The sequence below is a fragment of the Serratia sp. C2(1) genome (genome assembly GCF_036352655.1).
GTDB lineage: Bacteria > Pseudomonadota > Gammaproteobacteria > Enterobacterales > Enterobacteriaceae > Serratia > Serratia inhibens.
This window is the reverse complement of sequence record NZ_JAZFBA010000006.1, coordinates 63701-76550: the sequence shown is the minus strand read 5'-3', so window position 1 is coordinate 76550 and position 12850 is coordinate 63701. Positions and strand designations below refer to the sequence as shown.

General features: G+C 56.8%; 11 protein-coding genes. 2 read left to right on the top strand and 9 right to left on the bottom strand.

What is annotated here, in order from left to right; translation table 11 throughout:
- Positions 1-55: 55 nt before the first annotated feature.
- Positions 56-2383, bottom strand: coding sequence for a Tex family protein (locus tag V2S86_RS23000; protein ID WP_330764291.1), 2328 nt, complete (start codon positions 2381-2383; stop codon positions 56-58).
- Between the two features lie 179 nt (positions 2384-2562).
- Positions 2563-3036, bottom strand: a complete 474-nt coding sequence (greB, locus tag V2S86_RS22995) for a transcription elongation factor GreB (protein WP_330764290.1) — start codon at positions 3034-3036, stop codon at positions 2563-2565.
- A gap of 407 nt (positions 3037-3443) precedes the next feature.
- Between greB and ompR the strand changes: the two genes are divergently transcribed.
- Together ompR and envZ are read left to right on the top strand one after the other, a co-directional pair.
- Positions 3444-4163, top strand: coding sequence for an osmolarity response regulator transcription factor OmpR (ompR, locus tag V2S86_RS22990; protein ID WP_004709363.1), 720 nt, complete (start codon positions 3444-3446; stop codon positions 4161-4163).
- A complete protein-coding gene (envZ, locus tag V2S86_RS22985; RefSeq protein WP_330764289.1) occupies positions 4160-5530 on the top strand; it encodes a two-component system sensor histidine kinase EnvZ in 1371 nt (456 codons plus the stop codon). The genes ompR and envZ overlap by 4 nt, the downstream gene beginning before the upstream one ends.
- A gap of 36 nt (positions 5531-5566) precedes the next feature.
- Here the strand turns inward: envZ and V2S86_RS22980 are convergent, their stop codons facing one another.
- The 7 genes from V2S86_RS22980 to V2S86_RS22950 form a co-directional block, all read right to left on the bottom strand.
- Complete coding sequence (locus V2S86_RS22980; protein WP_330764288.1) at positions 5567-6046, bottom strand: type II toxin-antitoxin system VapC family toxin; 480 nt, start codon at positions 6044-6046, stop codon at positions 5567-5569.
- The gene (locus tag V2S86_RS22975) at positions 6043-6306 is read right to left on the bottom strand and encodes a FitA-like ribbon-helix-helix domain-containing protein (RefSeq protein WP_126485774.1); all 264 of its coding nucleotides are present in this window, start codon (positions 6304-6306) and stop codon (positions 6043-6045) included. Before V2S86_RS22975 ends, V2S86_RS22980 begins: the two co-directional genes overlap by 4 nt.
- A 126-nt stretch (positions 6307-6432) precedes the next feature.
- Positions 6433-8052 carry a phosphoenolpyruvate carboxykinase (ATP) gene (gene pckA, locus V2S86_RS22970; protein ID WP_330764287.1) on the bottom strand — a complete coding sequence of 540 codons (1620 nt, stop codon included), beginning with the start codon at positions 8050-8052 and terminating at the stop codon, positions 6433-6435.
- A gap of 196 nt (positions 8053-8248) precedes the next feature.
- Positions 8249-9127 carry an Hsp33 family molecular chaperone HslO gene (gene hslO / locus V2S86_RS22965; RefSeq protein WP_330764286.1) on the bottom strand — a complete coding sequence of 293 codons (879 nt, stop codon included), beginning with the start codon at positions 9125-9127 and terminating at the stop codon, positions 8249-8251.
- 25 nt (positions 9128-9152) lie between these two features.
- Positions 9153-9560 carry a ribosome-associated heat shock protein Hsp15 gene (gene hslR / locus V2S86_RS22960; protein ID WP_330764285.1) on the bottom strand — a complete coding sequence of 136 codons (408 nt, stop codon included), beginning with the start codon at positions 9558-9560 and terminating at the stop codon, positions 9153-9155.
- Entirely contained in the window at positions 9557-10237 is a 681-nt protein-coding gene (yrfG, locus tag V2S86_RS22955) for a GMP/IMP nucleotidase (RefSeq protein ID WP_330764284.1), read from the bottom strand. Before yrfG ends, hslR begins: the two co-directional genes overlap by 4 nt.
- Before the next feature lie 96 nt (positions 10238-10333).
- Positions 10334-12469 (bottom strand): intracellular growth attenuator family protein, encoded by a 2136-nt coding sequence (locus V2S86_RS22950; protein ID WP_330764283.1) that lies wholly within the window; start codon positions 12467-12469, stop codon positions 10334-10336.
- Positions 12470-12850 lie beyond the last annotated feature (381 nt).

Below are 12850 nucleotides of genomic sequence, written 5' to 3'. Positions count from 1 at the left end.
GCGGAGCCGGCTCCGCCCTGTGTAACTTTGGTCTTTCAGGCAGGCAGCACTGGCCCTACGATTTCTTACCGAATGCCGCCGCCAGCGCGTCACCCATGGCGCTGTTGCCTGCCGGTGAACTGCTGCGTGGTTTGGCCTTATTGGCCGGTGCGCGGGAAGGGCTGCCCTTCGCCGGGGTGCTGTTGCCGCCGCGACGTGGCGAACCTTCACCCGGTTGCTCGTCCAGACGCATGCTCAGTGCGATGCGTTTGCGCTGCAGGTCCACTTCCATCACCTTCACTTTGACGATGTCGCCGGCTTTCACCACGGTGTGCGGATCTTCGACGAACTTGTCCGCCAGCGAGGAGATATGCACCAGGCCGTCCTGATGTACGCCGATATCCACAAAGGCGCCGAAGTTGGTGACGTTGGTGACCGACCCTTCCAAAATCATGCCCGGCTGCAGATCGTTGAGGGTTTCCACGCCCTCGGCAAAGGTGGCGGTTTTGAATTCCGGACGCGGATCGCGGCCCGGTTTCTCCAGCTCTTTCAGGATGTCGGTGACCGTCGGCACACCGAATTTGTCGTCGGTGAAGTCGCTGGCCTTCAGGCTGCGCACTGCCGCCGGGTTGCCCATCAAATCTTGCAGCGCCTGCCGGGTGGCGGCCAGAATACGTTCGACCACCGGATAGGTTTCCGGGTGCACGGTAGAGGCATCCAGCGGGTTATCGCCGTGGTTGATGCGCAGGAAGCCGGCGCACTGTTCAAAGGCCTTTGGCCCCAGGCGGCTGACTTTCAGCAGTTGTTCGCGGTTGCTGAAACGGCCGTTCTCATCACGCCAGGTAACGATGTTCTGCGCCATCATGCGCGTCAGGCCGGCCACGCGGGTCAGCAACGGCACTGAGGCGGTATTCAGATCGACACCGACGGCGTTTACGCAGTCTTCCACCACCGAGTCCAGCTTTTTCGCCAGTTGGCTTTGGCTGACGTCGTGCTGGTACTGACCGACGCCGATGGATTTCGGGTCGATTTTTACCAGCTCGGCCAACGGATCCTGCAAACGGCGGGCGATGGAGACGGCGCCACGCAGCGAAACGTCGAGGTTCGGGAATTCAAGCGCCGCCAGTTCGGAGGCGGAATACACCGAGGCGCCCGCTTCGCTGACGATCACCTTCTGCGCTTTGACTTCGCTGAACTGCTGCTGTAATTCAAGGTAAAAACGCTCAGTCTCGCGCGATGCGGTGCCGTTGCCGATAGCGACCAGTTCCACTTTATGTTTGATGCACAGCGCGGCGACGATAGCGGCGGCTTTCGCGGCCTGGCCGGTGTGCGGGTAGACGGTATCGGTGGCCACCAGCTTGCCGGTAGAATCCACCACCGCCACTTTTACCCCGGTGCGCAGACCGGGATCCAGGCCCATGGTGGCGCGCATGCCGGCCGGTGCGGCCATCAGCAGATCCTGCATGTTACGGGCGAAAACGTTGATGGCTTCGTCTTCCGCGCGTTCGCGCACCGTACCCATTAATTCGGTTTCCAGATGCAACAGCACCTTGATGCGCCAGGTCCAGTTGACCACCGCTTTGCGCCAGGCGTCGGCCGGGGCGTTATTCAGGCGCAGGTCGAGGTGGCTGATGATGATTTGCTCCGCCTGGCTTTCGCGCGGGGCTTCTTCAAACTGCGGATCGGCGTTCAGCGCCAACTGCAGCACGCCTTCGTTGCGGCCACGGAACATTGCCAATGCACGGTGCGAAGGCACCTGGGCAATAGGCTCATGGTGATCAAAATAGTCGCGGAACTTGGCGCCGTCTTCTTCTTTGCCTTCCACCACTTTGGACACCAGGTGGGCATGCTTCCACAGGTAGTTACGCACCTTGGCCAGCAGCGCGGCGTCTTCGGCGAAGCGCTCCATCAGAATGTAACGCGCGCCGTCGAGGGCGGCTTTGACATCCGCCACGCCCTTGTCGGCATCAACGTAGCTTTCGGCCAGCTGTTCCGGCTGTTGCTGCGGATCCTGCCACAGGGTGTCGGCCAGCGGCTCCAGACCGGCTTCGATAGCGATTTGGCCACGGGTACGACGTTTGGGTTTGTACGGCAGGTAGAGGTCTTCGAGTTCGGTTTTGCTTTGCGTGGCGTTAATCGCCCCCGCCAGCTGTTCGGTCAGTTTGCCCTGTTCGTCGATCGATTTGAGGATGGTCTGACGGCGGTCTTCCAGTTCACGCAGATAACCCAGGCGGGTTTCCAGCTGGCGCAGTTGGGTGTCGTCCAGGCCCCCGGTGACTTCCTTACGATAGCGTGCGATAAAAGGCACGGTATTACCTTCATCCAGCAGACGGATGGCGGAGTCAACTTGCTCCGGCCGGGCCTGCAGTTCTGTTGCAATAATGCGGCTCAGTGGGTCATTCATAGGTCGGGTATCTGTTGAAAACGGTTAGGAAACAGGGGGACAGTTATACGGATTGATCGGCAAAAATGCCAGTGGCGCGGCCCGTCTTTGCCCGATGTGCCGAGGTTACGCGGGGGGCCGTTGCCGCAAGCTCCGCGGGACAGCGGCCACCTGCGCGGCCGCTCGGAAAAAACCGAATCTTACTTCACATACTCGATCTCATTCACATACCACAGCGCATCGCCCACCGGGGTGTTGACGGTGGCGGCATCCCCCACCTCTTTTTTAAGCAGGGCGCGGGCCATCGGCGAATCGATGGAGATGTAGTCCCGGCGGCCAAAAATTTCGTCGTAGCCCACGATGCGGAAGCGCTTACACTCGCCATTCTCATTTTCCACTTCCACCCAGGCGCCGAAGAACACCTTGCCTTCCTGTTGCGGCGAATAGTCGACAATCTTCAACTGCTCGAGACATTTGGTCAGGTAGCGGACGCGGCGATCGATTTCCCGCAGCCGTTTTTTGTTGTACTGGTAATCGGCATTTTCACTTCTGTCGCCGAGGCTGGCGGCCCAGGTCACTTTTTTGGTGACTTCCGGTCGTTCTTCACGCCAGAGAAAGTCCAGCTCCTGTTTGAGTTTGTCGTAACCCTCGCGGGTTATCAGCTGCGTTCTCATTGTTTTCTGCCTTTATGGGGATATCAAAGGTTGCATGACGGTGCTTTGGCTTGGCGTTACCGAAGGCAATAAGCGCTCAATAAAGCATCGGCTCGCAAAATTGCCGATCGCTGACGTTTTTTATCGCCTCGCCTGAGTTACACTGCCGAACCGGCCGCCCGGCCGCAACTCGACATTCATGGGGGATCGCCCTGGGTCGAATAACGAGGTTATCCCAAATTTAATCTAAAAATATCGGGGTTTTGACGAACCGTCGCCGGAATTTTGATGAAAATTGTTGATAAATGGGCAAAAGAATAAGCTTTGTAACAATTTCGTCTAGAATATATACCATTAAACGCTGTCCGAAATGACAGGGTTTTTTAACAATATTCACGTCAGGCAATAAAGCCTTTGGGAGTAATACAATGCAAGAGAATCATAAGATTCTGGTCGTCGATGACGATATGCGCCTGCGTGCGCTTTTAGAGCGTTATTTAACCGAACAGGGTTTTCAGGTTCGCAGCGTCGCCAACGCTGAGCAAATGGACCGCTTGCTGACGCGTGAATCTTTCCACCTGATGGTGCTGGACCTGATGTTGCCGGGTGAAGATGGGCTGTCCATCTGCCGCCGTCTGCGCAGCCAGAGCAACCCGATGCCGATCATCATGGTGACCGCCAAAGGCGAAGAAGTCGACCGTATCGTTGGGCTGGAGATCGGTGCCGATGATTACATCCCAAAACCTTTCAACCCGCGTGAACTGCTGGCCCGCATCCGTGCGGTATTGCGCCGTCAGGCCAACGAACTGCCAGGCGCGCCTTCGCAGGAAGAGGCGGTGATTGCCTTCGGCAAATTCAAACTGAATCTGGGCACCCGTGAAATGTTCCGCGAAGATGAGCCTATGCCATTGACCAGCGGTGAGTTTGCGGTACTTAAGGCGTTGGTGAGCCATCCGCGTGAACCGCTTTCGCGCGACAAGCTGATGAACCTGGCGCGCGGCCGTGAATACAGCGCGATGGAACGCTCCATCGACGTGCAAATTTCCCGTCTTCGCCGCATGGTTGAAGAAGATCCGGCACATCCACGCTATATCCAGACCGTTTGGGGTCTTGGCTACGTCTTCGTCCCGGACGGCAGCAAGGCATGAGACGATTGCGCTTCTCACCGCGTAGCTCGTTTGCCCGAACCCTGCTGTTGATCGTCACCTTGCTGTTCGTCAGCCTGGTGACGACCTATCTGGTGGTGCTGAACTTCGCCATCCTGCCCAGTTTGCAGCAGTTCAACAAGGTATTGGCCTACGAAGTGCGTATGCTGATGACCGATCGGTTGCAGTTGGAAGATGGCACGTTGCTGGAAGTGCCGCCGGCGTTTCGCCGTGAAATTTACCGTGAGTTGGGGATTTCCCTGTACACCAACTCGGCGGCGGAGGAGAGCGGGCTGCGCTGGGCGCAGCACTATCAATTCCTCAGCCAACAGATGGCGCAGCAGCTCGGCGGGCCGACCGACGTGCGGGTGGAAGTGAACAAGAACTCCCCGGTGGTGTGGCTGAAAACCTGGCTGCAACCTGATATCTGGGTACGGGTTCCGCTGACTGAAATTCACCAGGGCGATTTCTCGCCGCTGTTCCGCTATACCCTGGCGATTATGCTGCTGGCCATCGGCGGTGCCTGGCTGTTTATCCGCATCCAGAACCGCCCGCTGGTGGAGCTGGAGCACGCGGCTTTGCAGGTGGGCAAAGGCATTATCCCGCCGCCGCTGCGCGAGTACGGCGCTTCGGAAGTGCGTTCGGTGACGCGGGCCTTCAATCAGATGGCATCGGGCGTCAAGCAACTGGCGGACGATCGCACGCTGTTGATGGCCGGGGTTAGCCACGATCTTCGCACACCCTTGACGCGCATCCGTCTGGCGACCGAGATGATGAGCACCGACGATGGTTATCTGGCGGAGTCGATCAATAAAGACATCGAAGAGTGCAACGCCATCATCGAGCAGTTTATTGACTATTTGCGCACCGGCCAGGAGATGCAAACCGAGCTCAGCGATCTGAACTCGATTCTGGGCGAAGTCGTGGCGGCCGAGAGCGGCTATGAGCGCGTGATCGAAACTGCCATGGCGCCGGGTGAGCTGATGATGAATGTGCATCCGCTATCGATTAAGCGTGCGGCGGTGAACATGGTGGTGAATGCGGCGCGTTACGGTAACGGCTGGATCAAGGTCAGCAGCGGGCGTGAACTGCAACGCGGCTGGTTCCAGGTGGAGGACGATGGTCCGGGCATCAAGCCTGAAGAACTGAAACATCTGCTGCAGCCGTTCGTCCGCGGCGACAGCGCGCGCAGCACCAGCGGAACCGGGCTTGGGCTGGCGATAGTGCAGCGTATTATCGACGGCCATCACGGCGCGTTGGATATCGGCACCAGCGAACGCGGCGGGCTGTTGATCAGGGCTTATATTCCGTTGCCGATGGAGAAAAAAGAGCCGACCAATGGGCATCAGGCGGTGAAAGAGAACCTGTGATACCGGCTGACAGAGGGCCGCCTCGCGGTGGCCCCGTCAGGGTTTTCTGCTCATCACGTAGTATTCCGCCGCTTCTTCGTGTAGGCGACGGCCAGCGCTGGCCTGCCAAGGATCAATCAATTCAATTCCGCAATGGATGAAGTCCTTGGTATTACGCGTGGCAAGGGTAGCGCCGTAATGCAGGCAGGTGGCGGCTATTTGCGTATCAGGCGTGCTCATTGCTCTTCCCAGCCGTTGGTTTTTTCCCATCAAGTCTGCATATTGCATGGCGCAAAGCGCATCAAATGGCAGAATTTGCTCGTCAAATCTTATCTGCATTGCTTCGGTCAGTTTATGTATTAACTCAAGCTGCTGTCTCCCTTCCGGCATACAGGCAACGCCGCTGAACAGCTCGGCAACGACAATTGCACTCAGATAAAGCTCGTCGTTGTCTTTTTCATTCAGCCATTTGATCACGTTGTAATGTGGGCCGGGACGCAGTGTCTCCGAAATCACGTTAGTGTCGAGAATGATCATGGTTGGTCATCATCATCGTCAAAGGTGACAATGCGCGCCGGTGTTTTATCGCGCGGTGGGATCTCCAGCTCAACGCCGCCGAATTCGGCGAAATGTTGGTGCATCCATGTGCCCAAGCCATAGCGCGGCGGTTTTTTCACCAGAGCCTGCTTCAAAATCATGCGTGCTTCCTCCTCCATGGAGTGGCCGTTTTTCGCTGCCGAAATACGCAGCAATTCCTTTATGTCATCGTCCAGATTTCTGACGGTTATGGTAGCCATTGGAATCTCCTTTGCTGTCAATGATTGCACTGCATTATCATCTCGCTTACCTGGCTAAAAAACAATCGTTAAAAATGAAAAAAGGCGTGGAATCCACGCCTTAGCTGAAGCTGCAAAAAGAGAAGGTTACAGTTTTGGGCCGGCGCTGACCAGCGCTGCGCCCGCAGGCGTATCGGTATATTTGTCGAAGTTGGTGATAAACCGCTCGGCCAGATCCTGCGCTTTTTCCTGCCACTGCTCAGGGTTGGCGTAGGTAGCGCGTGGATCCAGGATAGCCGGGTTGACGCCCGGCAGTGAGGTTGGCATCGCCAGATCGAAGATTGGCAGAGTGATGGTTTCCGCCTTATCGATTTCACCGTTGAGGATCGCGTCAATAATGCCGCGGGTATCCTTGATGGAGATGCGTTTGCCGGTGCCGTTCCAGCCGGTGTTCACCAGGTAGGCTTGCGCGCCGGCGGCCAGCATGCGTTTTACCAGCACTTCAGCGTACTGCGTTGGGTGCAGCGTCAGGAAGGCCGCGCCGAAGCAGGAGGAGAAGGTCGGGGTTGGCTCGGTCACGCCGCGTTCGGTACCGGCCAGCTTGGCGGTAAAACCGGACAGGAAGTGGTACTGAGTCTGGTTCGCGGTCAGGCGGGATACCGGTGGCAACACGCCGAAGGCGTCCGCGGTCAGGAAGATTACCTTGGTGGCATGACCCGCTTTGGAAACCGGCTTGACGATGTTTTGGATGTGGTAGATCGGGTAGGAAACGCGGGTATTCTCGGTTTTTGAACCGTCGTTGAAGTCGATGGTGCCATCCGCCAGCACGGCAACGTTTTCCAGCAACGCATCGCGCTTGATGGCGTGATAGATTTCCGGTTCGGCTTCTTCAGACAGCTTGATGGTTTTGGCGTAACAACCCCCTTCGAAGTTAAATACGCCGTCGTCATCCCAGCCGTGTTCGTCATCGCCAATCAACTGGCGTTTTGGATCGGTAGACAGGGTGGTTTTGCCGGTACCGGACAGGCCGAAGAACACGGCCACGTCGCCTTTCTCGCCCACGTTGGCCGAGCAGTGCATGGAGGCGATGCCTTTCAGCGGCAGCAGGTAGTTCATTATCGAGAACATACCCTTTTTCATTTCGCCGCCGTACCAGGTGCCGCCAATCAGCTGCATACGTTCAGTCAGGTTGAAAGCGACGAAGTTTTCCGAGTTCAGGCCCTGTTGCTGCCAGTTCGGGTTGGTGCATTTGGCGCCGTTCATCACCACGAAGTCCGGCTCGAAATCCTGCAACTCTTCGTCAGACGGGCGAATGAACATGTTTTTCACGAAGTGTGCCTGCCAGGCTACTTCAGTGATAAAGCGCACTTTCAGGCGGGAGTCGGCGTTGGCGCCGCAGAACGTGTCTACTATAAACAGGCGTTTGCCGGAGAGTTGCGTGGTGACCAGCTGTTTCAGGTCTGCCCAGATTTCCGGGCTGAGGGGTTTGTTGTCGTTTTTGCCTTTACCCTGATCGGCCCACCAGACGGTGTCGCGGGTGATGTCGTCACGGACGATGTATTTATCTTTCGGGGAACGGCCGGTAAAAATACCGGTGTCGACGGATACGGCACCCAGCTTGGTCACTACCCCTCGTTCAAAACCCTCCAGAGACGGGTCGGTTTCTTCCTTGAACAGCAGCTCATAACTTGGGTTGTGAACGATTTCGCCGACGTTATGAATGCCATAAGCGGCCAGCTCCTGAGGGGTTATACCTTTAACACGCATGTCACTACTCCTTGGTCACAGAATTTCTGGCGCCAATTGTAGGGATCCAGCAGCGCGTAACCGCGATAGGTATCAAATATTTAACGTTTTAAGCGGTTTTTCGTTACGATCTGAGAGATAGCCCACGGAAAAAAGCAAGCGTGCAAACGGGGAAAACCGGCAGGTGCAGGGTGCACCCGCCGATGTGGGGTGTTACTTAGTGCAACTGTTCGCTTTCGCCGGTGTTACCGGTGTACAGCGCCGCCACATCCACGGCGTCAAAGACATAGTGGTTGCCGCAGTAGTCACAGTGCATATCGATATTGCCGTCTTGCTCCAGCATCTGCGCCACTTCTTCGGCCGGCAGTGTGATCAGGGCATCGGCGCAACGCTGGCGCGAGCAGGTGCAACGGAAGATCACGTCCTGCGGTTCGTAGAGGGTGACTTCTTCCTGATGGTACAGGCGATACAGCACCTCATTGGCCGGCAGGCCGAACAGCTCTTCACTTTTCACCGTGTTGGTCAATTGCACCAGATGATCGAAATCATCGGCATTGCCGTCTTGCGCCGGCAGTACTTGCAACAGCATGCCGCCCGCAGCCGCTTTGCCTTCCGACTCGCCGGTGCGAATGAACAAGCGGGTTGGCAACTGTTCGGACTGACGGAAGTAGGCTTCAAGGCACTCGGCCAGGGTTTCGCCTTCCAGAGCGACCACGCCCTGATAGCGTTCGCCTTCGGTAGGCGCGATGGTGATCACCATGACGCCGTTGCCAATCATCTGATGCAGCGTGCTGTCGTCGGCAATGTCGCTCTGTACGCGCGCCACGCCCCGCATTTCCTGGCGGTTGTTGCCGTTAATCACCGCCAGCTTCAGCGGACCGTCGCCCTGCAATTGCACGGTGATGTCGCCGTCGAACTTCAGGGTTGCCGTCAGCAGGCTGGTGGCAACCAGCAGTTCACCCAGCAGCTTTTGTACCGGTGCCGGATAGTCGTGATTGTTCAGAACCTGCTGATAGGTTTCGCTGACGGTAACCAGCTCACCGCGCACCGCGTAGTTTTCAAACAGGTAACGGTGCAATTGGTCATGGTTAGACATAGTTTTCTCTCATTGCGGTGAGGGATTATTCCTGCTCACCAAATTTAAATTTAATCAGGTCGCGCCGCTCTTTCTTGTCCGGACGGCGGTCCGGGTGCGGCATGGTCAGCGCATTCATCTTGCGCGCGATCGCCATTTTCTCTCGGTTGAGGATACTGGCCTCGGTTTCCTGATACATTTGCTGCGCCTCGTCGGCACCGCGCCGCTGGCCGGTGAGGGCCCGCACGATCACCGTGCGTTCTTCATTGCCCTGACGCAGTTTGATCTCGGCATTGATCTCGACAATTTTGCTCGGCTTGCCGCGCTGTCCGTTGTAGTGCACCTTGCCGCCGTCGATCATGTCCCGCGCCAGCGCGCGGGTCTTGTAGAAACGAGCTGCCCACAGCCATTTATCCAGCCGGACCGCGTCGTCCCGCGTTGTTTTTTCTTTCATCGTTCGCCCTTTTCCAGCGCCGGTATCAACAGGCGGTAGTCGCGCATCGACGGATGGTGCCGGAAGGTTTTCTCCGCCATGCTGGAGTCCGGGTTCTGCACGCCCAGACAGTAGCGAATGCCAAAACTGCGGGCGGCGTCCAAAATAGGTTCGCCGTCATCGACAAACAGCGTGCGCTGCGGATCAAAACCGGTGTGCTGCTGAACGGCCTGCCACAAACGCTGATCTTCTTTCGGATAACCAAATGTGTGGGTGGAAAGCAATAAATCAAGGTGCCGATCCAAACCGGTATGCTCAATTTTCACCGCCAGGCTGTGCGGATGGGCGTTGGTCAGCAAAATAGTCTGATGGCCGGCCGCGCGCAAGGCCTGTAAAAAGGGTTCGGTATCCTCGCGCAGACGGGCGCGGTTGCCCACGTCGCTGGTCATGCGATAAATGTCCAGATCGAGCCGCTCGCTCCAGTAATCGAAGCAGTACCAGTTCATGGTGTGCTGCACCGCCAAATATTCCTGATGAATAATCTGGCGCGCTTCTTCGAACGGGATCGCGCGTTGCTCGCTCACTGCCTGCGGCACCAGGCGCAGCCAAAAGTGGCTGTCGAACTCCAGATCGAGCAGGGTGCCGTCCATATCCAGCAGCACGGTGTCGATCTCATGCCAGTCAAACTCGGGAACCATGAAAACTCCATAGGCGAACCGTCGGCGGTCCGCAGGATAAGGATAATAGCGTTAGCGTAGCATAAGCGGATGACAGGGCCGAAATCGGCGAGTAACTCAGGCCATCGGCCGCAATGACATCGGGGTGAACTGCGGGTTAAAGCAGCTTTCGTAGTAGCGTTGGATATCGGCGATGCGGCGCCGGTTGAGGCGATGGCGCTGCACCAACCGCCAGGCGTTGTAACCCAAAATGACCGTGACCGCCAGCAACAGCAGGCTGGTGCCCAGATAACGCCACAAGGTGATCATGTCCGGTTCGCTATGCAGCGCGATGTGGCGGGTGCCGTTGGCATCGATGCTGATACTGGTGATGACGCCCTGTGCTTCGAACGGCGTATGCAGCAACATGCCGGCAAGGCGCTGCAGTTCATTCCATTGCTCAAGCGCATTGTATTCGTTTAACGGCACTGCCGGCTGCGGGTGATTCACCAGCTGTTTGCCTTCATCGCTGCTGATCAGGAAGCCGCCCGGAGGCGGGCTGTTAAGCGCCGCTGCGGCCTGCCGGGTTTCGTTGTACACGAACGAGGAGGCGGCAACTTTGGTCAGGCTTTCCAGCGATTCGGCGCTCACCGGGCGCAGCAATACGTTTATCCCTTGCAGCGATCCTGATTTGGCGCGTTTCACCAGGGTATTCCAGTTTTTGACGTTACCCAGATTCACCAGCGCGTTCTTGAGCCGGACGCAGTCATTTTCCGCCTGGCACAAATCCCGCGTTTTCAGGACGATATCGGAAAAATCATCCAGCAGTATCATGCCGGATTTTTCAATTGCGCTGGCCAGTTGCGGGTTGAGCTTTTGTTCGGTGCCTTCAGGGTGCAACTGGGTATTTACCGTCGCCAACAGCGCCGAGGCTTTGTCGATGACTTCCGACTCCGGCTGTGGCAGCGGCGCGGCGGTGTTCCAGTAAATCCCCGAGCAGTCGAAAGGCATAAAGTTGGAGGCGTTGGTACCGCTGGTCTGCGGCGGAACATAACACATACCGTTACCTCGGGCTCTCAACTGGTCCCCAATGCGCAAGGTCGCGCCTTCCAGCGCCTGCACATTGGTCACCTCGATTTTTTGCGCACCTTGCAGCCAGGCCATGCTTAGCTTCAGCGGTAGGCTCAGCGGGATATAGGTCAGCAATAGCACCAACACCAGCAACGAACTGGCCATCAGCACCGCGTTTTTGCCCCATTGCTGCAGCGGGAAGTTTTTCACCTCATCGTGCAACGAAAGGAACCGCCCCTGACGCACCACCTGACGATTAAGATAGATATCCACGTCGGTGGTTTTCCCCAGATCCTGGGTAATGTAAGGCTGCCAGTGCGGAGGGTAAATCAGATCGATGATGCCGAGCGAGATGTTGCTTATCTGCCCCTGATTGGATTCGCCAAACAGCCCCCAGCGTTTTGGCGTGCCCCGCAGGCAGTGCACTTCCTTCAGCTCACGCTCGGTCGGCCGGCGGAACAGGTTCCAGCAGCCCCAGGCGATGGTCAGCACGGCGACGAAAATCATCCAGGGGATGACCAGTACCGGGCTTATCAGGCTGAAAAACAGCAACAGCAGGGCGGCAGAAATGATACCGGCGTCCTTGATGCCGTTCGGGCGGTTCAGCGCATGTTCTTCAAGGGTTTCCTTGCGGATGTTCACCAACTCGACGTGCTCGCTCTCTTCCTTGCGGATAGAGGCGTTTTTGGTTGGTGTAGCCGTTACGACCGGCGGTTGCGGCCGATCGTGGATATGATCTTTCAGCGAATGCCCATTGAGTGAAATGACCAGCGGCAGCGTCTGGGTTTTTATCACTTCGACGTGGTTATCGGCGCTGATGTATTGTTCCCAAAACGGCGGCAGATGCACTTCTTCGGCATCAAGATAGTAGCGCCATTTATTGGGTTCATCGCTGGCCAGACCGTAGCGGGTAATGGCGTGGGTGACGGGATAAACGTTGTCGCTGTGCGGGGTCAGCGCCAGCTTGGCGGTAGGCAGCGACGCGCTGCTGCCAGGCAGCAATTTGTTGCTTAGCTTGTTTTGCAGATTGAGGTAGTGCTCAACGGCCGCGCGTTCTTCGCCGGACAGTTTGCGATGCGTAGGTTTGATAAAGGGCAGGGCACGCGTCAGCATCGGCTGATTGCGGGCTTTAAACCAAAGATACAGACCGGCGGCAATCAGGCAGGCGAGCACTAAGGCCAAAATCAACGCTATTATGCTCATGCTATCCCCCTCTTGCACCCGTGAACCTCACCAACCTGATGAAACGTTGAATATTATACGGAGTAAAAGGCTAACAGGCACTCAGAACAATGAGGGAGGGAACAGATTTCCCGTCGCGGCCTCATTACCTATGAAATATATCTGCTCAGTTGCCGTACATTCTCTACGCGATGATAGCAACCGACCATGGGGGTCGATATCGGCATTATCCTATTTTAATGCTCTCTTTTTACTGAATGGGTACAGAAAATCGGCGGGTGCTGGCTACGCTTGTTAAAAAAAAGTAAATTACTGCTTGTGCTCGTTGCGACAAAGGTTCTCATTAACGCACAATGTGATCAAGATCGAATTTGGTCAGCGTTTGAGCGCATATACGCCACG

Coding starts and splice junctions, on each gene's coding strand:
- pckA (WP_330764287.1), bottom strand. CDS start 8,052: ATGCGTGTTAAAGGTATAACCCCTCAGGAGCTGGCCGCTTATGGCATT.
- V2S86_RS22975 (WP_126485774.1), bottom strand. CDS start 6,306: ATGGCTACCATAACCGTCAGAAATCTGGACGATGACATAAAGGAATTG.
- envZ (WP_330764289.1), top strand. CDS start 4,160: ATGAGACGATTGCGCTTCTCACCGCGTAGCTCGTTTGCCCGAACCCTG.
- greB (WP_330764290.1), bottom strand. CDS start 3,036: ATGAGAACGCAGCTGATAACCCGCGAGGGTTACGACAAACTCAAACAG.
- V2S86_RS22980 (WP_330764288.1), bottom strand. CDS start 6,046: ATGATCATTCTCGACACTAACGTGATTTCGGAGACACTGCGTCCCGGC.
- hslR (WP_330764285.1), bottom strand. CDS start 9,560: ATGAAAGAAAAAACAACGCGGGACGACGCGGTCCGGCTGGATAAATGG.
- ompR (WP_004709363.1), top strand. CDS start 3,444: ATGCAAGAGAATCATAAGATTCTGGTCGTCGATGACGATATGCGCCTG.
- yrfG (WP_330764284.1), bottom strand. CDS start 10,237: ATGGTTCCCGAGTTTGACTGGCATGAGATCGACACCGTGCTGCTGGAT.
- V2S86_RS23000 (WP_330764291.1), bottom strand. CDS start 2,383: ATGAATGACCCACTGAGCCGCATTATTGCAACAGAACTGCAGGCCCGG.
- hslO (WP_330764286.1), bottom strand. CDS start 9,127: ATGTCTAACCATGACCAATTGCACCGTTACCTGTTTGAAAACTACGCG.
- V2S86_RS22950 (WP_330764283.1), bottom strand. CDS start 12,469: ATGAGCATAATAGCGTTGATTTTGGCCTTAGTGCTCGCCTGCCTGATT.